A 24,017-nucleotide genomic window follows, 5' to 3' on the forward strand; every position below is an offset into this window, starting at 1 on the left:
CGGTGGACGCCACGGTAACTCAGCCAACAGCATTATCTGCAACAGTTTCTCAGAACAATGTAAGCTGTAACGGCGGATCTAACGGTTCGGCAACAATAACCGTTTCCGGTGGAACTTCACCATACACTTATTCATGGTCACCGACAGGCGGAACTGCTGCAGCAGCAACGGGACTTTCAGCAGGAACATATACGGTAACGGTAACGGATGCTAATTCTTGTACAACAACGAGAACAGTGACTATTACGCAATCGGCTGCTGTTGGAGCTCCAACCGGAGCTGCTGTTCAAAGTTTCAACGCTGGTGATACTTTAAGTGCTTTAGTTGTGAACGGACAAGGTATTAAATGGTATGCATCTGCTACTGATGCTACAAATCATACAGGTAGTTTACCAATGACAACTCCGATTGTAAATAATACAACCTATTATGCTACACAAACATCTGGTGGTTGCGAATCAACGGCTTCATTAGCTGTACTCGCCTATAACGCAAGTTTAAGTGTTGGTAATATAATAAAGTCTAATTCATCAATGCAGATTTATCCTAATCCAGTTAGAGAAGTTCTTAACTTCAGTGGTGAGGAAAAAATAATCAAAGTAGTAATTTTCTCGGGTGAGGGAAGAAAGATTACAGAGAAAACTTTCCAAAAAGGTGAAAGAAGTATTGATGTTCATTCTTTAGTACAGGGAGTATATCTGATTCAGGTTTTCACACAAGATAATACTCAGACATTTAAGTTTATCAAAAAGTAAATTAATGTTCATTTAGATAATAACAGCAGTAATTATTTTACTGCTGTTATTTTTTTTATTAATTATAATAAAAAAGTTATTATTTTAAATAATAAATGAATAGATTGTTGTTAAAATATTATTTTTTATAATAATTATAAATATGCTTTGAACGCTCAATTATCGTAAAATCCCTGAATAAATCACAATGATAAAGTATTATATTTGAATAATAAAAACTAATAATTATGTATAACTTTAAAAATGTTCAGAGAGTCTATGAAACCGCCTAATCAATATTGATACAATCAAACGATCCTTTTTTCGAGCTTAGAAATGTCTTCTTTATAGTAAGAAGATAAGTTTATTAACACACCAAATTTTCACAAAATGATTATCAACAAAATCCTCAACGTCGATGATTATTATTACGACGTGTTCATGGCGATTTCAGAATCCCTCACAGGATTTTCCGTGAACGAACTGCAGTCTACAGGCTTAGCCGAGATTTATTACCAGTACATTCTCAACCAGATTGAAACGGCAACCTTTATCGAATTTCTGAATGTTTCTAAAAATGTTCTTGAAAGTTCTGAGAATAAAGAACAGCTGCAAAATGCTGTTAAAGCTGAAATTATCACCAATCCTGCAACTCAGGGTATTGCTCAGAGCATTATTACGCTTTGGTATCTGGGAATCTGGGAGGGCACTTATGTAAACGACAGATCTTATAAAGAAGGTCTTGTTTGGACGGTAATGTATGCACATCCGCCGGGAGCAAAACAGCCGGGCTTTAAATCTTGGGAAACGAAACCTGTAAACAGCAACTCATGAATCACACAGAAAAAACACCGCAAAAAAAAGATGTAATCATCGTAGGAACGGGGATTGCCGGTTCTTTGATTGCCAAGCTTTTAACAGACCATGTTTTTGATACAGATGCAAAAAAAATGGTTCACCGTTCTGAAACGGACGACTCAAAAACCTACAAAGAACTATCAATTCTAATGTATGAAGCCGGACTGGAAGCCGGTATAGAACTCGATTCTGCAACATCTATGGTTACTTACAACGATTATATCCGTAAGTTTTATATGGAAGAAGCCAAAGTTCCGAACTCACCGTATCCGGATCTGAAACAGGCACCTTCTCCGAATGTTCTAGATATGCAGCCGATTGTTCAGCCTTTTCCGGATAAAAAAGGGTATTTGGTGCAGTTTGGTCCGATGCCTTTTGCAAGTGATGCCATTCGTGTAGGAGGAGGAACCACGCTTCACTGGCTCGGAACAACACCAAGAATGCTCCCGAATGATTTCAGATTAAAAGAAAAATACGGCAGAGCGATGGATTGGCCAATTGATTACGAAAAATTAAAGCCTTATTATGAAATGGCTGAATTTGAAATTGGTGTTTCCGGAAACGTGGCAGCACAGGAATACCCCATCAGAGAAAGCATGGAAGAATATTATGGTAAAGATTATGTTTTTCCGATGGAAGAAATTTCACAGAGTTATATGGACCATCAGATTATTAAAGGATTGGCGGGAACTTCAGTTCAGGTTAATTCAGAAGAAATTCCGTTGATGATGGTTCCGTCACCGCAAGGAAGAAATTCTACCCCAAATATTGCTTACGGAACATCTAAATTAATTAAAGCGGAATCTTCAGAATCAGGATATCAATTATCATTAAGCAATATCGAAAATGGGGAATACAAAGCTTTAGGATCAGTCTGGAATCCTTATCAGGGAGAGCGTTGCGAAGGAAATGCGTCTTGTGTTCCTATCTGTCCGGTTCAGGCAAAATACAACGCCTTGAAAACATTGAAAAAAGCTTTATATAAAGTCAATAAAAATCAGAATCTTCAGAGAAACCATAATCTTCAGATTCAGGCACAGAGTGTTGTTTATAAATTGAGTGTGGATGTTGCAGATCAGGAAAGAATCTCTAAAGTTCATATCCGAAGATACATTTCAAGGGAAAAAACAAATTTTGTGGAAGAAGTAATTGATACTAAAGATTCCATCGTAATTCTTGCTGCAAACGCTTTTGAAAACCCGAAAATTCTTTTAAATTCAAAATACACTGTTTGGGAAAACGGACAGAAAGTTGAAAAAACCGCAGCCAACAGAAGCGATCAGGTGGGAAGAAACCTGATGGATCACATGGTAATGCTGACTTGGGGATTATTTCCGGATCCTGTTTATTCTTACCGAGGTCCCGGTTCCACAACTAATATTTCATCTTTCCGTGACGGAAATTTCAGAAGCGAATTTTCTGCATGGATTTCTCCTCTCGACAATTGGGGATGGAGCTGGCCTGCTTTTTCTCCCGGATCAGACCTTTCAGAATTTTTAAATGAGGGACTTTTTGGTGAAGATCTGAAACAGGCTTTAACGTACAGACTTTCCAGACAGGTACTTTTCCATTTTGAAATCGAGCAGCTTCCGAATCCGAATAACAGAGTAACCATCAACGATCAGTATTTGGATGTACTGGGAATTCCGCGTCCTGTGATTAATTATGAACTTACAGAATACGAAATGAAAGCAATGAAACAGGCAAAACAGGCTTCAGATCAGATGTTTGAAAGATTAGGTATTCAGGATTTTACTCAATATAATGCAACAGACAACAATACTTTTGTCTATGACGGTATAAGATATTCTTACAATGGAGCAGGACATATTGTAGGAACGCACAGAATGGGCGACAATCCGGATGATTCTGTAACCAACAGTTATTGCAAATCATGGGATCATCCCAATTTATACATTGTAGGAGCAGGTAATATGACCACTTTGGGAACTTCTAACCCTACACTTACTTTATCCGCATTTACTATCCGTTCCGTAGAATCTATTTTGAAAGATCTGGAAACAATTTTAAAATAAAAAAAATGAGACAAAGACTTATCAATAAATCAGAACCTCAGGAAAATAACAATCTTCTGAGAAGTTCTTTAGCTAAAAATACCATCGTTGCAGAAGCAATCTCTTTACAGTCGTTATTATTTGATTCCAGTATCAGTAAAGAAAACTGGATCGAAGGACTGAAATATCACAGTAAAACATTAACCAATCTTTTACTGAATAACCAGATTGAAGAATTTAACCAATATCTGCAGTCTCAGTTTCACGGCAAAATCTCTGAAATGTTTCCTGTGGCTGAACTGTCAAAAAAATCTTTTGAGGTTAAAAAAGGATTAACGGAATTAGATTATATTCCGGTTTTACAGGATCTTTTGCAGACTGCAATTTTAATCGAACATTCCACGATTCCTCCGTATTTAACGGCTTTGTATTCTATTAAAGACGGAAGCAATGTTTTAGCATCACAGATTATCAGAAGTGTTGCCGTAGAAGAAATGCTTCACATGATTATGGTTTGCAACGTGATGAATGCGGTAAACATTCAGCCTTCGGTGAACAGACCTGAAAATTATCCGACTTATCCGATGAAATTGCCAATGAATGTAGATTTCTATGTAGGTCTGGAAACATTTTCTTCAAACAGCATCGCAACTTTTATTGCTATTGAAAGTCCGAGTAATCCTTTGGTAAAAGCACCGAAATATGATTATGACGCACAACCGGAAGCCATGCTTTCAAAAGGTGCAGTTCAGGAGAATAACCTCTGGACACTGGAAAATATGAAAGATTTTATGATGCAGAATGTTCATACTATTGGAGAATATTATGATGTTTTATTCTTTTATATTGTTGTTTTCCAGATTATTGCTTATTATAAAGCCAACGGAAAATTGCCTCAGACTTTTGAAGAATTAAACAAAGGCGGAATTTTTACCGGAGATCCTTCTAAGCAGATCCTTCCGGAACAATACTATGGAAGTGGAGGAAAACTGCATCCCGTAGAGGCTTTGGAAGGAGTAATCCTTGTTTTTCAGGAAATTAAAGGGCAGGGAGAAGGTGCAGATGATTCTATTTTTGATGTAGATGCTTCACAATTTGAAGAAGGGGCAGAATTGGCGCATTATTTCAGATTTAAAGAAATTTTCCATGAGCATTTTTATTTAGAAGGAGATTACACACCTTTTACTGATGAAAACGGAATGATGCCGGTAACAACTCCACCTGTCGGAAAACCGCTTCCTGTCGATTGGAAGGCAGCTTATCCGATGAAACCAAATCCTAAAATGGCAGATTATCAATCGAATCCGCAGTTATTTGAGCAGGGAAAAGCATTTAATGAAACCTACAAGAAATTGTTGGATGCCATTCAGGCGGCTGTAGAAGGTCGTTCGGAAGAATTAGCAAAATCCATTATGTATATGTATGCTTTGAAAGAGCAGGCAATCGGATTAATGAGTCAGCCTTTAGATTCGCAATACAATGCGGGACCAACTTTTGAATTTCCTTCATAATTAATAAACCAAAAAACTAATATATCATGTTAAAAAGAAAAAAAGACGGAGTTGAACAACAGGACGGTCAACTTTTAAGAACCTCAGCAGAAAGTATCAAAGGCTATTTGGCAACGCTTATGGATGGGTATTCCAAACTTTTGATAGATGATCCGGTAAGACCATTTAGAGAAGAAAATTTATCAGAAATTGCCAATAATGTTGATTATGGAATTTTAGCAGCTCTGGAAGGAACTTGGGTGAGTTACAATGCCAATTATAATCAAAATATAAAAAGACCCTCACTAGGAAGCGGAATTCATACAACGATTATGCCTTCTCCGGGAACTGATCAAAATAGAATTCCCGGAAAATTCAGCTTTGATACGGAAGAATATATTGAAAAATTAACCTTCGAAATCGTTCCGGGTGGTGTTCGAAATCGCGGCGGCGCAAGTGAATTGTTTTGTGGTGCGGTAAAATATGATCAAACCATTAAAAGCGTCAATAAAGCTGAAGGAAAGCCAGACTTGGAATATGCAGGAATTCACGAAGAAAATGGAATGTATCTTTGGCTAAGTGATGTGTACAATTATGCAGCAACCAAAGAAACTATCGAAAAAGACCGCGGTATTCATGCCTTTTCGCAGGAAGATTATCAAAAATATGGCTACAAAGGAGAATACAGAAATGAGCCATTGGTTCAGGTAAAAGACGATAATGGAAATGTAAGCTATATTCTTTTAAGCGAATTAAAAGAAGGTCAGGAATATTTTGAAATTATTCCGGCGCAGGAAATAAAACCGGGAGACGGCATTACCGGTCCTTACTTTATTCCGGATTATTCGATCTCCAGAAGTGGCGTTATTCCTCACGGAAGCACCATTACTTTATTGGGAGATATTGCACCGAGCGGACCGAATTATTTAATCAGTGGTGCGCCGCAATTTCCTTACGGTGATGCGACTTGGCAGCCGGATCATCTTGCGATTTCGCCAACGATGGGCGGAGCCGGTGCAAGTGTTACAAACCCTATCAATCTTGATCAGCCAGCTCCGGCTTGGGTTCATGAGACATTGACGGATGAAAACGATCCCGGTTCCAATAAAATCTACACCCAAAGAATTCTTGCGAACGATCTTTATCCTTATTGCGTAAGACCCGATATGCGACTGAGAGATACATTAAGCGGACAAAATGTTGCGAATTATGTTCTTATTCAGATGTCATCAAAAATGAAAACCGGAGCGCAGGGAGGAATTTTAAATGTTCCTTTTGTTAACCGATTTGTTCCTACTGTTGAAGTAGATTTCAGAATGTGGATAGAAACGGTGATAGAAGACGGAAAAGAAATCCTTCAGCTGCAATATGAGCAGATTATCTTTTTTGAATTTGATTTCGGAAATGATGGTGGTACAACAAGCTGGCCGCATATTCAGGTGAATACACTTCGTAAGATTGAAGATATTCCTGCAGATCAGAGAAAAATTATTGAAGAGCAGTTTTTCAACGCACCTTCCGGGATGAGTATGACAACGCCTGCTACCAATGCTGAACGTGCTGTAAATCCTCCTGCAGGATGCCCGTATCATAAACCTCAAGTTTAATTTTATAACAATTCTACGGTGTTCAATCATTGACACCGTAGTTTCTTTAATGACAGTTTTTAATCTTTTTAAAATTTGACAAAGTGATTTTATATTTTTAATTATTTTGAGAGTGAGTTAACTTCAATAATTATAGTCCTTTATGATAAACTTTTAAATCATATGTGGTATGTATTGATTTGATTTTGAATACAGTATGGGCTTTGGTGGCACATGCTTTGCGTATTTAAGAGTATGACACCAACCAAAAATTCACAAAATACGGACTATAATCTGGAAGTAAAACATGCTTTCAAAGAATTTGTAGATGACAAACTCTTTCCCTGTGTAGCAGCTAAGGCAGCACTTCAAAGAGATCAGATGCACCTTTTTGTTGCAGGTCATTTAGCTTGTCCAAAAGACGATCAAGAGATTCTGGACTTTATTTATACTTTTGTAGAAAAGTATAGAGCATCAAAGAATGATTTTCATACGGTCTGCGTAATTTTTCCTGAAACACACTCCATTACTGAAGAAAGTTTTGACCGTTTGCTCTGGAACAGATTACAGGCGTTGTCAGATCTTGATTCGTTAAAGTATCCTTATGACAAACGGGTAGATACTGATCCTTCATCACCACAATTCAGTTTCAGTTTAGGAGAAGAGGCTTTTTTTATCATAGGTCTTTTTCCCGGCAGCAGCAGAGAAGCAAGAAGATTTCGCTATCCTGCGATTGTATTTAATCCCCATGCACAATTTGAAGAATTAAGATCCTTAAAGAGATACGATAAAATGAAAAATATTGTACGTAAAAGGGATGTTGCACTCAGTGGTTCCATCAATCCGATGCTGAATGATTTCGGAGATGACTCCTAAGCATACCAATATAGTGGAATGAGATATAATAAAAATTGGGAATGTCCTTACAAATATAACAATCAATGAATACAATATCCCCTCGAAGTGGCACAGCATTTATCCTTAAGAAAGGAGACAGACTTAAGATAACAGATATAGAAGGAGAGCAAGTTTCCGATTTTATATGTTTTAACATGAACGATACCAAAGAATATCTTTCATCGGGAAGAACAATAGATTATGCAGAAACTATTTTTCTTACAAAAGGAAATCCTTTTTATTCCAATAGAAGTAATATTATGTTCAATATTATAGAAGATACAGTTGGTCGCCACGATTTCTTGCTTACTCCTTGTAGCGCAGATACATTTCGTATCATTTACGGTGATGAGAATCCACATCGTGGATGTTTCGGTAACCTTTGTGAAGCATTAAAGCCATACGGCATTCAACCCGACGCTATACCTATTTGTTTTAATATTTTTATGCATGTTTCAGTTGATGGGGAAAGTGGCAAAATAAGTGTACTTCCTCCCAAAAGTAGGAGAGGAGACTATATAATCATAGAAGCAGAAATGGATCTGATTGTCGGAATGACAGCCTGTTCGGCAGAGATGTCTAACAATTATTCTTTTAAGCCAATTGGTTACTCTTTTATTTAGATTATTTTGTAAACATATAACTATTTTGTTTTCATTTTAGTTTAAATAAATCTTTCTAAGCTTTCTTGTAAAAAGTGTTTTGTTATTAAAGTATTATGGTAAAGCTTTTGCATAAACTACTACTTACCAAAAAAATTAATATGCAAAAAAATGTTGCTGAGCAAATCGTTGAAATGCTCGAAGAAGCAGAAGTAAAAAGAATCTATGCTGTAACTGGTGATAGTCTTAATTATCTAAACAATGCGGTAAAGAATAGTAATATTGAATGGATTCATGTAAGGCATGAAGAGGTTGGCGCATTTGCGGCGGCAGCCGAAGCAGAATTAGATGGTTTTGCTGTTTGTGCAGGAAGTAGTGGTCCCGGTCATGTACATTTAATCAATGGTGTGTATGAAGCTCATCGTTCGCACCTTCCAATGCTGGTTATCGCTTCTACCATTCCAAGTGACGAAATGGGGATGGATTATTTTCAGGAAACCAATACCTTAAAATTGTTTGATGACTGCAGTCATTACAATCAAATGATTACAAGACCTGAACAGGTTCAGAGAATTGTGCAAAGTGCAATTCAGCACGCTATTTCCAAGAAAGGCGTCGCAGTAATCGGTCTTCCAGGAGATGTTTCTGAGATGAAAGCGGAAAAAACAACTACCTCCAATCAAATTTTCAGAACAAATCCTATATCACGTCCATCAGATTCTGAACTCAGAGAACTTGCAGACATAATCAATGACAACAAAAAAATCACCTTATATTGCGGTATTGGAGCAGAGCATGCAAGCTCCGAAATCATAGAACTCTCAAAATTGATAAAAGCTCCGGTTGGCTATTCATTCAGAGGTAAAATGGCAATTCAGCCCAATAATCCTAATGAAGTGGGGCTTACCGGATTGTTGGGTTTACCTTCAGCATTTCAGGCAATGCATGAGGCTGAAGTTTTGATACTTTTAGGAACAGATTTTCCGTATAAAAAGTTTATGCCTACTGAAAATAAAATTATTCAGATTGATTTATCAGCCGAAAGATTAGGAAGGCGTGCTAGTCTGGAACTCGGTCTTACAGGTGATATCAAAGAAACAATTAAAGCTTTATTGCCATTATTATCTGAAAAGAAAGATGACAGCTTTTTAAAACAACAATTGGAGTTTTACGATAAAGTAAAAGAAAACCAGATGACCTATGTAAGAGATTCTGGAAGTGAAAATGCCATTCAGCCTGAATTTCTTACGCACAGTCTGGATCAATTAGCAGACAAGGATGCTATATTTACAGTAGATACAGGAATGTGCTGTGTATGGGGAGCAAGATACATTACAGGAACAGGAGAGCGTAAACTTTTAGGATCTTTCAATCATGGTTCAATGGCAAACGCTTTACCAATGGCTATCGGTGCTTCTCTTGCATATCCTAAAAGACAAGTTATTGCTATGTGTGGTGATGGAGGATTATCAATGCTTTTGGGCGATATGGCAACTGTATTCCAATATAAATTGCCTGTGAAGATTATTGTTTTCAATAACAGAAGCCTTGGAATGGTAAAATTAGAAATGGAAGTTGCGGGTATGGCAGATAACGAAACCGACATGGTAAATCCTGATTTTGCTGCGATTGCTCAAATAATGGGTTATCCGGGGGAAACTATTCAGAGACCGGAAGATGTGGAATCTGCAATAAAAAAATGTCTGAAATACAATGGTCCTTATTTGCTGAATGTATTTACAAATCCCAACGCATTGGCATTACCGCCGAAAATTGAGATGGAACAAGTTCTCGGAATGTCTAAGACAATGACAGAACTGATGCTTGGTGGTAAAATGCAGGAAGCGTTTGATACCATAAAATCTAATTATAAGCATATAAAAGATTTAATATAAATGCATTAGAATCTGGAAAAGCAATTTTTCAGATTTTTTTTATCATTATGATAAAATTATTATCAGAGATATATTATGCTTTACTAAAATAATGGTCTAATGTCAGAAATTAATTATTATATCTGAAATATTAAATGTTTATAAACTGTAAAACTTTAGTGATTTGTATAATATATCGTTTGATCTTATTGTATAGACAAGGCACGGTAATTGTACAAAATAAACCTTATGATAGTTTGACGATAAACAGACTGATTTCTGATATTGTTAAACTAATACCTGATTATATTTTACCAGTAAATTACAGGTATTGAACTGAAAAGTTTTAAAATTCATATTTGTTGTTTTCATCATCATCATTATAAATTATCCTTTAATCTTAAATAAATCTACATCTTGAGCCTGAAAGTTTTTACCCAGCGTTGCATTATATTGATTTCCCTTGTAGCAGCAGTCCTATTATTGGTATTCGGAATCAACTTCTTTTTCATGCTGTTTGCATCTGTAGTCTTAGCTGTATTATTGATTTCGGTAGCAGCGAAATTGAGTAAGTGGCTTAAGATAACATATGCGGGAGGATTAACCGTTACTGTTTTATTACTAATCATAATCTCAGTAGGAATAGGGTTGTTGGCATATCCTTCGCTTGACGAACAGTTTGCGCAGCTGCAAAAAGATATACCACAGTCAATAGGCAAACTTCAGGAATATCTATCTAAGACATCATGGGGAAAAGATCTTTTGAGAAATATTAAAAATCCTGAAGAAATCGTCAAAAGCAATAAAGAAGATATTTTAAACAGTACAACTGCAGTATTTTCTGCAACTTTTTCTTCATTAGCCAACACATTTGTCGTAATTGTGATAGCTTTATTCCTCTCAGCAGACCCGCATCTTTATAAAAAAGGACTTCTATATTTGATTCCTGATAAAAACAGCTCTAAAGCTGAGAAATTGATTTATAAATCTTATGAAACACTTTCAAACTGGTTAAAAGGAAAATTTTTATCAATGATTGTAGTTGGGGTATTAACCTATATCGGTCTGCTTTTGCTTGATTTTCCGATTCCTCTTGTGCTTTCTCTTATTGCGATGATTCTGACATTTATTCCAAATATAGGACCTGTAATTGCGATGATTCCTGCAATGCTTATTGGATTGGTGAATGAACCAGTGCAATCACTTTACGCTGCTATATTATATATTATTGTACAGACTTTAGAAAGTTATTTTATAACCCCATATATTAATAAAAAAGCTGTTGATCTACCGCCCGCTTTAACATTGGCATGGCAGATCTTTTTAGGCATATTTTTAGGAGGAATCGGTTTGCTTATGGCAACCCCGCTGCTTGCAGTAATATTTGTTTTGATCAACGATTTATATATCAAGGACTATTTAAAAAAAGAATAATTATGATATATTTAGACCATTATACATATACATTATATAATTATTATATCTTATGATAGCTAAAAAAAACGCTGTAAACATTGATGTTTACAGCGTTTTAGCTTATTTTGGTTTCCCAACTGGCGGAGAGAGAGGGATTTTGTATCCATTTCTCATCGCTTTATGGATAAGATTTTCGCTGTAGTATCTCTGTGAATGGCCTCAAATAGGACATTGGCAAAAAAGTGGTAAAATCCTAATTTAAATTTTACGTAGTAAAACTAAAAATTTCTGCTGAAATCTGCAAGTAAAAAGGCCGAAATTTGAACAAGTTTTTTAGGGTTCAAACCAAGAATTTAGTCCTTCTCTTTGCGCTTGAAATTTCTTAGTTGAAATATTTCTAAAAGAAAACGAAGAAAAAAAATAAAAAAAAGAAAAAAAGAAAGCCATTTGAAAATGAGCGAGGCGTTTTGTCAAGGTTTTTTGGAAAAAGTTTTTGCGTAGATTTTTATACGTAAAAAGTTTTTCTGAAAATCCGGAGGGCTTGACCTTGACAGAATTTAGCTGTTGGATTAGGGAGCGAATTATCTTTGGCGCCTGTTTTTATTTTGATGTCAGTAGCTATATGCTGATCAAATCTATAGGAATGCTATTAATGGTAGTAAATAAGTATTGTAGTTATGGTCTACATTCCCAATGATCTTCAATATCTTTATAAATTACTGTACCAATTTCGTGATAATATTCTGTTTCAGATTGTAGCTCTTTATCAATTATTTCAGGCGCAATATTCATTAGAAGTACCCCATCAGACTTAAAATTACTCGATAATAGTTTCCAATTCAATTTTAAAGACGTTCTGTAAGGAGGAGTTTTAATATAAAACTCTTCAGGTAAATACTCATCATCACCTACAAGAATTTTCTTTGATGGAATAATTTCAATACGCTTTTCTTCCTTGTTTATTATAATATTTGATTGAGAATTGATTTTTTTTATGTTTAAATTCATATTATTTTCTACAATATCTGTTATTTCTCCGTCGATTTCTATTATTATTTTAAAATTAATGATATCTCTTTCTCCTGAATTTCTCAATTTAAGTCTAATTTGATTTAAACTAACATTTACTTTTTCTGTTCTTGAATTAAATGATGCACCTAAAAGGTCTAAAGTTCTTTTTCTCGGATTATATTGTTTATACGTTTTTCCAACTTTGATAATTGTTTCTTTTTTAAATTTTGGAAATAAATCTAAAGTTTCACTATTATTAAAAAAGTTTAATTCTACAGAATAATTATCTTTAAAATTTAAGCTTTTCACATAATAATTATAAGTGTTTCTATTTTCAAAAATTAATTCTACAATATCTCCCAGCAATAAATCTCTACCTCAAAAATGCCGTTTTCAATATTTTTTAAATTTATTTCTCTTATATATTCCTCTATTCTAGCATCTTTTTCTGCGGTAGTTGCAAAATATAATTTTTTAAGTTTAGGAATAAAGCTTTTAGCTTTTTCTATTTCTTTATCAATTTCTTTTTTAGTGAAGTTCTTTCCAGTATATTCATCCTTGCCTTTACATTGGATTCCATAATATCCTGACTCTCCATTTGGTTTACCATATACATCTACACCATTTTGAACCTGCCCTTGTCGACCATTTTTTTTTATTTCATGACATTCCCATATCTCTCCCCATAGTTTTTTACATAATGTCTCAAAATCTTGCCAATTTTGTGGTTTAGGTAATGATTTTAATGCTTTCATTATAAAATTAATTTTCTAATATATAATTTATACTATACTTGTAAAATATCCAAATTTTTCATCAACCAAGACTCTTCTGTCTAAGCTTAAATTCATTTCTTCACAAGCTGTTTCTGCTACAAGTGAACAGGAAAAACAAGCTGATAAATTCAAATCAAAGATGCCTTGTCCATCTGATTCCCAACATAGAGGGTCCGAGGAACAATTAACCGATCTTTCTAGCCCTTTTTTTATAATATCCAATATTTTTTCAGGTTCACCTTGTGATACTAAACCACCCATACTTCCTTCCGAACCTTCTGCGGTATAAATTAATATACCTGACATTACTTTTTCAGGAGTATTAGAGATGTAAAGTCTTTCTTTTAAACTGGCTGTTGGATAGCCACAAGAAAACTCTAATTCTCTCATCATTAAATGAGCAAATGAATGTATTAAGAAATGTTTGACACCATTATTTTTGATTTTTTGCTTTAAACCTGCACCTTGCTCTTTAAGATTGACTTCTCTATTCAGGAATTTTGAAAACCGATTATATAATTGGTCAGAATTATTTTCTAGCCATTTTTCAATAGCTTCATCATTGAATTGAAAAAACAAACCTTCCCCGTAAGTTTCATTTGCGGGCAGTACAAATAATTCTTCTTTTATGATTGAAAAAGTGTTCTGTCCTGTTGAAGCTTCCTCAACAATTTTTTCGCCTTTCTCATTTAGCCGTACTATTCGTTCTTTGGGTTTCACTCTAGTAAAATCAAATTGAATATTGGTTACTTTAAGCTCTTCAACTTGCTGTATTTTTGCGAAAAATGGTTTTAATTCAGTCGGTAGATCAATATCTTGAAAATAAAGTCCTTTGTTTTCTTCTTTATCTGAAATAGAAGAATTTCGTGTAAAACATCTATATTCCTGCAATCTGTATTCTTCATACGGGTCAGTAGGTCGATTATTTTCAGTGTTTAAAAACAGAGACTTTAATGAACTTTCAAATTGATGTTCGTCTGATTTTACCAAAATTGCATTGTCACTTAAAAATTCTTCAAAATCGTCAGCTACTTTTTTAGTCCAATAATCTTCTTTTGAGATGGGATTATTGATATTTCTTTTGTTGTATCGTTCCTCTAATATTTCAAGTGCATCATGTAATTCTTTTGAAATATCTTCAGCAAGGTGCATTGGAATAAACAGACTGGAAAATCCATTGGCATAATAAACATTGTTTGCCGTTACCAACGCAACTTGCATTTTTTCTCTACCATTTTGTTGTTCACCACGGATATAACATTTTTCAAAAGGAATAGAATCTGGATTCGACATCTCTATTTCCCATGGTTTTTGTCCTTTACAATTGGGCTGTACATTATTTATTCCTTCTAAATTTACTTTAGGCTTTTCTTTTGATACGCCAGATCCTAAACCGCAACTTTTACACTCTAAATAAATACTTCCATAACCTTCTGACTTCGTTTTACTTTCCGTCCAAATTAAATTAGGATTACTGCAACAGGGCTCTATGTCAAACAAATTTTCACCATTATCATCTCGGTTTAGCTGAAATGTTTCTTTTAATGTTTTCCAAGTCAAAAATCTTGGCCAAGGCATATCGGACAAATGTCCATTTGGGCAAATTAGAGATAAATTAAGTTGTTCAAGTTCCCGATACTCTCTGTAATTAACTTCCCTGCCTTCAATATTCTTATGTTTAAATTCTTTTACAAAATCTGAAGCATCTCTTGGCGGGGCAAAATCATTTATGCTCGGAGTTCCATTGTGTTTTCGTCCTTCTTTTTCCCACATATCTTTCCAATTCGAAATTTGTTTAAGCTCTCCTTTTCTATTTTTAAACCATTTCGGAAAATGTGTTCCAACAATCATATAATCATTTGATGTTCCTGTTTCCCCTGCGTTTTCTAAAGCTGTTTTTATTGGGTGATTTTTCCAATTTGGCGTATTGAAAGATTCGTTAAGAGCCATATGCGGAACTCCTATTAAGCAAACTAAATTTTTAAGTTCTTTTTCAGTTCTTATAAAGCGAATAAAACGTTGGTCATTTATAAAATCAATGCCGCGGATAGTGATTTCGGTTTTACTAATTTCATAAATTTTTCTGTCGTCAGAATTGTTTTTGCGAATTGTTTCAACTTTGGAATTTGCCCATTTTATGAATTTCCATTTGCTTATATCGGAAATCAATACATAAGAGCCCACTTTTGTTGTAATGATTGATCCTACGCCAGCTGTAGAAGAAAGCAATTTATTCTTTCCGATTCCTTGATTATATTGATTCGAGTTTAATATTCTCATTTTCTTAAATAGAGTTTATTTTGATGGCTGCTTCAGGTTCTATTACCCTTAATGACATTGGCACTTGCCATTTTTTACTATGAATGTTTCCTTCATATTCTTCTATATCAACATAAAGTTGTTCTTGCTTCCTTGCTTGATTTGCTCCATTTTTTTTCCTGTTAAAAACTAAATCTGTCGAGCTATCAAGATTTTCTTCCAATTCCTTCCATTCCTCAAAAGCTTCTTCAATCCATTGTTTAATTTGAATAACATTCTCTTGTTTTAGAAGATTATTAATCAGTTTATCAAAATTGGAAAGTCTTTCTTTTCTATTATCAAAATATTCGGTCAATTCGGAAATAATTGAGGAAAGGTCTTCATTCGAAATTGAGGAAATATTACTTGCTGAATCTCTTTCTGTAAATCTTGTAGTATGACGAATCATTGTTGCTAAATACAATCCCATATATCTCTCAACAGATTTTTTTGTGAATGGTGTAATGGAAATTGGCTCAACATAACTGTACATCTTTTCGTGAAACTCAATGAATTTTTCGTAATGGGAGATGTCTCTTGCTCTAAAAGGATGATGAACCGTTAAAACCAATCCATAATCGTTCCTTGCCACACGACTACTCGCCTGAATATATTCAGCAGTATTTCGAGGCATTGAGTTCATAATAATGGTATTGAAACGAGAAACATCAATCCCTACGGAAATCATATTTGTTGCCACTACAAATTCAGGAGGCACATTACCTCTTATTATTTCTTCAATTTCAATATTTGCAAACCTATTTTGAGCTTTCCATTTTGTTTCTACATTTTTAAGCTCATTTTTAACTTCTTTTCCTGACAATCTTCCTGTTAATTCAGCTTCTCGTATTGGACCATAAGTATATAAAGAGTGCATTAACTTTTGAGGGCGAATAACTCTATTGAAAACTCTCCGAAGTTCTTTTAAGATATAAGTCTGCACCTGTGATTGTGTTTTTCCTACTTCTTTTAAGCTGTTGAAATAAGAGATAGTCGTGTAATAATAATCCATCGCTTTTTCAAAGTCTTTATCATAATTATCAAAATCAATAGGAGTTTTATCTGATAGCTCTTGTAACTCAAAAATAGCCCGATGCGTCATAATGATAGCAGCCAATCTCATTTGCATCCAAATCTGTGTTCTACCTGTTGGCAATACGCCTAAGTATTTTCGTTTGGATAAATATTCCTCATTTTCTTTTTCCGCATTATTGAATTTTCTTCTATAAAATGCAAAGAACGAATCATCACATTCAACCCCAGATTTGGGAAAAAGATTGACCTTTCTGTCAAACAGGGCTGCAATTTGCAATTGAGTATTTCGTGTAGTGGCAGTAGAAGAGATGATCTTTGGCCTTGTTCCATCTTCTCGTGTGCAAAGTTGGTCAACTGCTGATTCAAACAATGCAACAGCTGAACCAAGTGGCCCCAGTAATAAGTGAAGTTCATCTTGAATTATCAAATCAGGTGATAAATAACCGTTCTGAGGTTTCCCCTTTTCCCAATTTCCTTTACCAAATAAACGCCTCGAATCTGCGTTTCTTCCATTATCTGTACCTTTTACTTTGTGAGCTAATTGGGCAAATTTGTCAACTGTCCCAAATAGCAATGTCGGTGGGTGCTGATAGATAATTTCATCAGACAAACATACAGGAATTGCCCCTTGGTCGTTTTGTCTAACTCTTGCTCGTCTTTTCGGGTATGAAAAGGAGCATTTATTATCTGAACATTTTAAGTGAACTTTGTTTGAAAACCAATGGTTGTCTCGATTATTGAGATTTTCTTTATCTTCTTTATCTTCACCCTCGATGATGCTCCCGCACCAAGGACAATTTGAAAAAGGTATTTTATTAGGTTGATGGTTGTTTAGTTTTTCAAATTCGACAATTAAATCTTCTGTTTTATTTGGTAGAGAGTTGTCTCCAACCCACAATCCGATTGTTATGGGTTCATTTCCCAACCCATATAGGCCCCAACGTCTTATTAATTCCAATGCCATTATTACCAAAGTCGCTCTTTGAAATTGTTGCATTGTAAGCAGTCGCAAAGTATATCTCATAATAGAAGCAACTCCACCTCCTTCTTCTTTGTGTAGCTTTCTTCGATTGATAATTGTAAGTGCAATTAATCCAAGATATGCTTCCGTTTTTCCCCCACCTGTTGGAAACCAGACCAAATCGACCCATTCATTTCTTTTCTCCCAATTTTCATCATTTTCAGGTTTGAAAACACCATCAAGATTTAACAGAATAAACGCCAACTGAAAGGCTCTCCAACCTGCAGATTCTGTTTTGGAAAATAGGTTATCATCTGCAATTTTATAAAAGTCGAAATCAAAAAGTTTGAAATCATCTTGTTTGAATATTGGAATTACTTTGTCATCTTTAACATTTACGGAATGCCATAATTGCATAAACATAGCCCCATTCATCAATCGGAATGAATCCAAATTACCCTTATTAGTTTCTCCTTGTAATAAAGTCTCGATATTTATCTTCATTCGTTGGTAATCTTTCTCACATTTGTCTAATTCTTGATAGGCAATGTCTTTCAGATCTGATTGATATTTCACATCCTCTTTCTTGTTTTTAATCCATTTACCGTAAGAATTTACAAATGCCAGCAACCCATTGATAACCTCACTATTTTTTGTATCGGAAAGTACAGAAAGCCATTTGAATTCTTGAGACTGTGAATTTTCTAAAAATAGCGGCAAAGTAAAATCACCTTTATCATTCTCTATTGCAGGTTTACTTTTGTCTCTCGGTATCGGATCAATATCAGGAGTTTCGCACTCAGGTAAGTATTCAGTTTCTACTTTTTTATTTTTACTACTCCATTTTGCGGAACATCCGTGACCAATAGCATAATCTTTGAATTGATCATAAATAAATTGAGTCGTTGTATCTTCATCATAAATACCTGATTCATCTACTGAATACTTATAATCTGAATAAGAAACTAAAAACTCATTTTCTACAGAAATTTTAACCCCGAAGAATGTTCGTTGATTTACTACTTCATTAAAAGTAGAGAAATACCTACTATCTTTTTCTTTATCTAATGTAAAGGCTGTACTTGTATTGACTAACTGAACTTTTACAAAAATCTTATTGGCTTCTTTTCTTGAGTCTCGACTTAACTGAATGTTCGCAGATAGTGAAGCATAGTTATCTTGATTATCGTTTATATTAAACTTAAACAGGTGCTCTAAACCCTTTTGTCCGGATTCGTTGTCATCAATTACAATAATATCTTCATTTGATTGAGGTTTATTGTACAAAAATGATGCTTTACTTTTGTTCTCTGGAAAATTAACGTTTTTGAGTCTAATCGTTTTTTTTATAGGATTAGATTCCCATAGTCCGTATCCCCCTGAATAAACGTCTAAAAGGTTTCGTAAATGTTCAGTTATATTTTCAATTAGTTCTATTTGTTGTGTAATGGCATATAATTCTTGTCTTTTGTTGCTATCAGTAATTGAATTTTTCAACTCATAAAAAATGGTTGATTTTAAATTACTCAAATAACATTTTTCTTTAGACAAAAGAGGTAAGCTATAAATGATATTTGTCTTATCATATAAACTTTCGGCTTTGTTCTTTTGAATAGATCTAATAGTGGCTTTTAGTTCAGTTATTTGTTCTGAACTTATTTTAGACAATAGTACAAAATCGTTTTGTCCTTTATTTACAATTGAAAATTGCACTAATTTGTGTTCTATTAGAAAAGTTCTAAACTCCTCTACATCAATTTCACATAATAATCCATATTTTTTATTGAATTTTCCTTCCTTATCCTGTTTTAGTTTTTTGTAATATCTAAATAAAACATCAAATTCTATTTCCCCTTTTTCTAGAACTTTTTCATCTAAACAGAAAGTTAGCCCCATAGTTTTGGGATACATCTGATTTAATTCCACACCATTGGAAACTTCTTCAGATTCCATACTATTATCTTGAGAATCCTTTTCTTCAACTCCATCTTCTAATTCTGTTTGTTCATTATTATCAAGAATAGCACCTTCTCCGCAAGTCCCGCTTTTATCTTCTGGAAAAAGAATACCTGTGCTATAGATAGCGGCAGGAACAATATCTAAAATCTCAGTCTCATAATTCAATGATGGTTCTGTTCTTAGATTTTTTTCCATTAAAATTTCATCATCTATGTCAACATATTTATATCCGTTTATTCCGGGACCTAATGTTTGTTCCCTAATAAACATTTCTAAAGAGTTCCTTTTTTGTAATACTTTGTTCATTATTCAACTTTTTTGAATTTTTCCAATTCTTTCAATGTTACCTCTGCTTTTATCAGTTCAACCAAGGTAATTAAGTTATCTCCCAAATATTTCTCATCAATACCTAATTCATCCAAAGGGTGTTTTTTAATATATTTTGCAAGATTAGCTCTGACTATATTAAATATATCTACTCCCTCATCAAAACTACCGTCATTAAACAAATCTTGTAAAAGGCGGTTCATTTGGCGGGTACTTTGACGACTTGATTGTTTAGACGCATTTCTTAGTCGTTGTATTAGAATAAAATATGTTTTAGGCAGATTTAGAAAATTACATAATTCTATAAAAACCTTTTTACTAAGTGGGGCTATAGAACTACTCTCAGGAATTAACCAATTATTTTTGAAATGAGAAAAAGATACAATTTTAAGTCCTTTACTATCTAAGTGATTTTTCAACTCTTCAAACAAACCTTCCTCATTAGTTCCTGAGGCTTTCTGTTTCAATAAAATTTTCCAAAGCCTTCCAGTTGCATTCTCATCAATTTGAAACTTCTGCCGAATCACATTTAACTCCTCTTCTTGCTGAGTAGTATCTATCATTTTTTCATACAGATTGATGCTTTCTTGAATTTCATCAAGATGGTGAATATAATATTTTTCATCTTCATCAATTGTTTCTATAATTGTTTCTATCTTTTCAACTTTAAAAGACTTGTTGTCAGTTGTGTAGATGAAAAGTTCAGAACTGTTGAAAGTTTTCTCCCTTTCGCCTTTTAATTTGAGTTTAATAGTTTCTCGATTGTAATTGCTTGAATATTGCTGTTCTAAATCCCAATTTGTATTATCCTCTTTTTGAGGTCGTAAGCTATTGATGGATTTTTTCAACCTTTCCCATTGGAAATATTTCTGTCTTATAGGGTGATCTGAAAGCTTATGTAATTCATTTGCTACATTATATTTTGCCCACTGATATCTGTTGAAAAATAGAAATCTGTGGTATATAGCTCCAATAATTACGTTTTTTGAAACAGTTGCTTCTGTAATATTTGGATAAAAATAATATGGATATTTTCCTTGGTCTTGATAGGATAAAACCAGAATATCTTCACAATTAATACCTCGGAGGTCAGACCAAGAACTAAACTTGTTCCCTGCCGATAATCGAAGTGTAGAGGATAGTAGTTGTTTCATCTTTTTTGTTTTGAGTATAAAATCGTCTACTATCAATAATGTTTCATTTTTTATCTTTTCAGATAAAACTTGTTTGAAATCAGAAGCGATAACCAAATTCAAAACATTCTCCAAAGAGCCTCTTAATGCTAATGTATCTTCGTCGCTTAAATCCAATAGTCTTTGCTTTGTTTCTTCCGATATTATTTCGGAAACCCCATTCTTCGAGAATATATCATTAAGTATGAACTTTTTAATTTCTTCGTTTAAACACAAAGAAATTAAGTTCATCATTTTAATTGAGCGTAATTCATAAACATCCTGAATACTTGTTTCAAGTAAAAAAGCATTCCATAAATCAGAATTTTCATTCCCAACAAATAAAGCGGGGATATGTTTTTTCTTATTTTGTCCTAAGATGAAATCGATTTCATATTGAAGAATTGGATAACAATCATTATTTGAGATTTTAAGTCTACTCTGAATTAAATCTAGTTTATCTCTTAAACTTTGTACAGAACTATTTTTATTCCCAAAAGAGAGGACTAAATATTTCTTCAGATTAATGTCAAAGTCCTTTATACCTTGTAAAGAAAAATATTGCATCATTTTCCTTCTTGCACAATCAAATAGTACGACAGTTTCTAAGTCATCTATTATTGAGTTATCTATCTCGTCTATTTGGTTTAAAGTTAGTCTTGTGTTTAACAAGTTAAATGTTGGATAGACGTTGTAACCCTCAATAGTTGAAGCATAAGGTTTAGTATTAAAAATATCAGTTAAGGACTTTGATAATTGAACTTGACAATTAAAAATATGTTTTATATTAAATAATGTATTAAAAGATATATTATTATAGAATTTTAGAAGGTCTTTATTCTTTTTGAAATTTTCCCTAATCTTCTTCTCGTGAGCCCGAGTTATTCCGTGTGGAAAATAAATCCCTCTTCTTACTGTTTTTTCTAAAATTTCTAAATAATTTTTAAACTTGATATTGCACTCTCCTGAATTTTCATTTTTGAGTGAATCTAAATACAATCTGATTATTAAGAATTGAGATATTGATTGTTTTTCTTTATCATCAAGTTCATAGTCGAAATGTATATGGATTGATTTAGAATCTTGTTTATCTTCCCTAAATGACTCATCTAATAATAAATGAATATAACGCAGTAAAAGAATATGTTTTTCTTTTACTTCATTTTGGATCAACGCAACAATTTCCAGAAAAAAAGTGTCTTCTTCGCTCTGAAAGCGAAGTAAATGCTGGCGAATATGTTGGTCTATCAGATTCACTATTGTACTATATTTATTTCTACATTCAACATCGCACGAGTTATTCCCACAAACATTTCGTACTTATTAAGTTCCGAGGGTTCAGAAATAATCATATAAACATTCTTTTTTTCCAATCCTTTGAATTTTAAGATTGAGGTATATCGGAGCTTATTCGCAGTGTCTCCGACATTTGATTCAGAAAGTTCTTCAATATCTTTAATTATCAATAATTCTCTTAAATCGTCGCTTCCTTTATAACTCCCTTTAAGAAAAGTTGATTCTATCAAAACAACACAATCACAACCTTTTAAAGAAGAGTCAGTTTCACGAATTGGCGTTAAGATTGATTTAACGATGTGCTTTTTTACACTTTGTAAATCTTTATGATAGTAAATAGAAATATTAGAATATGAATCCTTGAAATCCTCATTGCTAAATACTTTTGGGTTATCTAATATTTCAGCACTTAATTTTCGAATATCAGGATTTTGAATACTTCGTTTTACCTCGTTCAGCTTGAAATGAGAATAATACTCTGAAATCAAGTCTGCAAGTTCAGAAACGTTCCTTCCACTAATAGAATAACTTTGATCTATATCGTAAAGAACAAGAGAGCTCCCGTTCTGTAGCCCTTTACTATTGTATCCTGAAAATGAATTAACAAATAAGTCTAAACCTTTGTCAAATACATCCTGTGCTTCATCTATAACAACAAAGTCGTAAGGGACTAATCTGCTTTCTTTATCTAATAGAGAAATAGTTTCTTTTACCAAATCGTAAAATTCATCTTCTGAAAATCGACTCAGTTTTTCGTAATCTATTTCAGGATTAAGTTTTTGAAAAAAACGAAAAAATGTTGTTACCTCTATGTTATTTAATAAATTTCGTTCATCCAGCAATGATTTAGTATAATGCATCAATAGATTGTTCCAACATAAGTAAATGCCCTTTTTGTCTGATTGTTTGTCAATAAATGCTTTGGCAAGTGTTGTTTTTCCTGAACCTGGAGGACCCTGAATTAGAATTCTTTGATTTTTATAGAGACCTTCAAGAATTTCAATGTTATGAATCCCAAGCCACTCCAACGTGTTAATAGAAGTATTATGGTTTCTATCACCAATTTTGGGGCTTAGTATCTTTTTGATTGCGGAATACTCCTTTGCTGTAAGATTTTCATAATTTCTAAAATGTCGTTTGTGCTTGTTTTTTGAATATTCTATAGCAGCCAAAAGGAATTTTTCAATCGAATTATCAAAATATGAAGCGTTGTATACTGTCCATAGCAAATTAGGGTCAATCAACTTTGAGTCAAAAGGATAATCAACATGTGGAAAAGCGACAACTTCGCAAAAGAAACAGTTTTTTAAATTATTGAGAACATTATCCTTTAAAGTGAATTTATACCCTTCAACTTGTTTGAAAGGATTTTGTTTCATTAGAGTTTCAAAGTTTTTTCCATAATAGAACATATTATCCATTGTTGAGATAGCTCCCCCTTTTACTTCCAATATTATCAGTCCGTGTTTAGAAAGAATAACAAAATCAATTTGTGCATTTGTTTTTTTATAATAATTCAAATGGTCTGAATGTTCAGTTAATTTCAAATCATGCCAAATGTCCCATTCAATTTCACTTTTACTCAAATCCTCCCAAAGTTTTCGATAAACATCAATTTCTCCGCGAAGAGGACTTCCGTCTTCTTTCACGATAATGCTCTCTAATGCATCTATTGGATTATTTGGATGAAAGTGAACTGGCATAGTTATT

At 33.7% G+C, this 24,017-nt stretch carries 15 protein-coding genes; 9 read left to right on the forward strand and 6 right to left on the reverse strand.

All coding sequences use genetic code 11. The features are described from left to right. The 9 genes from FOL89_RS17020 to FOL89_RS17060 form a co-directional block, all read left to right on the forward strand. Positions 1 to 755 (forward strand): T9SS type A sorting domain-containing protein (locus FOL89_RS17020; RefSeq protein ID WP_144283953.1); only part of this gene is annotated, 755 nt, incomplete at its 5' end. Positions 756 to 1,124: 369 nt separating this feature from the next. Beyond that, entirely contained in the window at positions 1,125 to 1,568 is a 444-nt protein-coding gene (locus FOL89_RS17025; RefSeq protein ID WP_144283954.1) for a sugar dehydrogenase complex small subunit, read from the forward strand. After that, a complete protein-coding gene (locus FOL89_RS17030; protein WP_144283955.1) occupies positions 1,565 to 3,628 on the forward strand; it encodes a GMC oxidoreductase in 2,064 nt (687 codons plus the stop codon). The genes FOL89_RS17025 and FOL89_RS17030 overlap by 4 nt, the downstream gene beginning before the upstream one ends. 5 nt (positions 3,629 to 3,633) lie before the next feature. After that, positions 3,634 to 5,118: a ferritin-like domain-containing protein gene (locus tag FOL89_RS17035; RefSeq protein WP_144283956.1), complete on the forward strand. Its 1,485-nt coding sequence runs from the start codon at positions 3,634 to 3,636 to the stop codon at positions 5,116 to 5,118. Between the two features lie 26 nt (positions 5,119 to 5,144). Continuing rightward, the gene (locus FOL89_RS17040) at positions 5,145 to 6,704 is read left to right on the forward strand and encodes a peroxidase, FMP-type (protein WP_228444952.1); all 1,560 of its coding nucleotides are present in this window, start codon (positions 5,145 to 5,147) and stop codon (positions 6,702 to 6,704) included. Positions 6,705 to 6,938: 234 nt separating this feature from the next. Continuing rightward, positions 6,939 to 7,559 carry a guanitoxin biosynthesis heme-dependent pre-guanitoxin N-hydroxylase GntA gene (gene gntA / locus FOL89_RS17045; protein WP_185147004.1) on the forward strand — a complete coding sequence of 207 codons (621 nt, stop codon included), beginning with the start codon at positions 6,939 to 6,941 and terminating at the stop codon, positions 7,557 to 7,559. Positions 7,560 to 7,624: 65 nt separating this feature from the next. Further along, complete coding sequence (locus tag FOL89_RS17050; RefSeq protein WP_144283958.1) at positions 7,625 to 8,203, forward strand: DUF1989 domain-containing protein; 579 nt, start codon at positions 7,625 to 7,627, stop codon at positions 8,201 to 8,203. Between the two features lie 140 nt (positions 8,204 to 8,343). Then, on the forward strand, positions 8,344 to 10,077 hold the full coding sequence (locus FOL89_RS17055) for a thiamine pyrophosphate-dependent enzyme (protein WP_144283959.1): 1,734 nt from the start codon (positions 8,344 to 8,346) through the stop codon (positions 10,075 to 10,077). 396 nt (positions 10,078 to 10,473) lie between these two features. Further along, positions 10,474 to 11,490, forward strand: coding sequence for an AI-2E family transporter (locus tag FOL89_RS17060; RefSeq protein WP_185147005.1), 1,017 nt, complete (start codon positions 10,474 to 10,476; stop codon positions 11,488 to 11,490). Between the two features lie 657 nt (positions 11,491 to 12,147). Here the strand turns inward: FOL89_RS17060 and FOL89_RS17065 are convergent. Genes FOL89_RS17065 through FOL89_RS17090 form a run of 6 tightly spaced genes read right to left on the reverse strand, consistent with a single transcriptional unit; the run spans position 12,148 to position 24,010 of the window. Beyond that, complete coding sequence (locus tag FOL89_RS17065) at positions 12,148 to 12,792, reverse strand: hypothetical protein (RefSeq protein ID WP_144283961.1); 645 nt, start codon at positions 12,790 to 12,792, stop codon at positions 12,148 to 12,150. A gap of 38 nt (positions 12,793 to 12,830) precedes the next feature. Beyond that, a complete protein-coding gene (locus tag FOL89_RS17070; RefSeq protein WP_144283962.1) occupies positions 12,831 to 13,238 on the reverse strand; it encodes a restriction endonuclease in 408 nt (135 codons plus the stop codon). Between the two features lie 27 nt (positions 13,239 to 13,265). Continuing rightward, positions 13,266 to 15,539: a DUF1998 domain-containing protein gene (drmB, locus tag FOL89_RS17075; RefSeq protein WP_144283963.1), complete on the reverse strand. Its 2,274-nt coding sequence runs from the start codon at positions 15,537 to 15,539 to the stop codon at positions 13,266 to 13,268. Positions 15,540 to 15,543: 4 nt separating this feature from the next. Further along, complete coding sequence (locus FOL89_RS17080; RefSeq protein ID WP_144283964.1) at positions 15,544 to 19,818, reverse strand: helicase-related protein; 4,275 nt, start codon at positions 19,816 to 19,818, stop codon at positions 15,544 to 15,546. Beyond that, positions 19,818 to 22,268, reverse strand: coding sequence for a hypothetical protein (locus FOL89_RS17085; protein WP_144283965.1), 2,451 nt, complete (start codon positions 22,266 to 22,268; stop codon positions 19,818 to 19,820). Before FOL89_RS17085 ends, FOL89_RS17080 begins: the two co-directional genes overlap by 1 nt. Next, the gene (locus tag FOL89_RS17090) at positions 22,268 to 24,010 is read right to left on the reverse strand and encodes a nuclease-related domain-containing DEAD/DEAH box helicase (RefSeq protein WP_144283966.1); all 1,743 of its coding nucleotides are present in this window, start codon (positions 24,008 to 24,010) and stop codon (positions 22,268 to 22,270) included. The genes FOL89_RS17085 and FOL89_RS17090 overlap by 1 nt, the downstream gene beginning before the upstream one ends. Positions 24,011 to 24,017 lie beyond the last annotated feature (7 nt).

Source organism: Chryseobacterium echinoideorum (assembly GCF_007474535.1).
Taxonomy (GTDB): domain Bacteria; phylum Bacteroidota; class Bacteroidia; order Flavobacteriales; family Weeksellaceae; genus Chryseobacterium; species Chryseobacterium echinoideorum.

Excerpts from the sequence above, each read along its gene's own strand:
- FOL89_RS17050 (WP_144283958.1), top strand. The coding sequence starts at position 7,625 with ATGAATACAATATCCCCTCGAAGTGGCACAGCATTTATCCTTAAGAAA.
- FOL89_RS17070 (WP_144283962.1), bottom strand. The coding sequence starts at position 13,238 with ATGAAAGCATTAAAATCATTACCTAAACCACAAAATTGGCAAGATTTT.
- FOL89_RS17040 (WP_228444952.1), top strand. The coding sequence starts at position 5,145 with ATGTTAAAAAGAAAAAAAGACGGAGTTGAACAACAGGACGGTCAACTT.
- FOL89_RS17055 (WP_144283959.1), top strand. The coding sequence starts at position 8,344 with ATGCAAAAAAATGTTGCTGAGCAAATCGTTGAAATGCTCGAAGAAGCA.
- FOL89_RS17080 (WP_144283964.1), bottom strand. The coding sequence starts at position 19,818 with ATGAACAAAGTATTACAAAAAAGGAACTCTTTAGAAATGTTTATTAGG.
- FOL89_RS17025 (WP_144283954.1), top strand. The coding sequence starts at position 1,125 with ATGATTATCAACAAAATCCTCAACGTCGATGATTATTATTACGACGTG.
- drmB (WP_144283963.1), bottom strand. The coding sequence starts at position 15,539 with ATGAGAATATTAAACTCGAATCAATATAATCAAGGAATCGGAAAGAAT.
- FOL89_RS17035 (WP_144283956.1), top strand. The coding sequence starts at position 3,634 with ATGAGACAAAGACTTATCAATAAATCAGAACCTCAGGAAAATAACAAT.
- FOL89_RS17030 (WP_144283955.1), top strand. The coding sequence starts at position 1,565 with ATGAATCACACAGAAAAAACACCGCAAAAAAAAGATGTAATCATCGTA.
- FOL89_RS17090 (WP_144283966.1), bottom strand. The coding sequence starts at position 24,010 with ATGCCAGTTCACTTTCATCCAAATAATCCAATAGATGCATTAGAGAGC.
- gntA (WP_185147004.1), top strand. The coding sequence starts at position 6,939 with ATGACACCAACCAAAAATTCACAAAATACGGACTATAATCTGGAAGTA.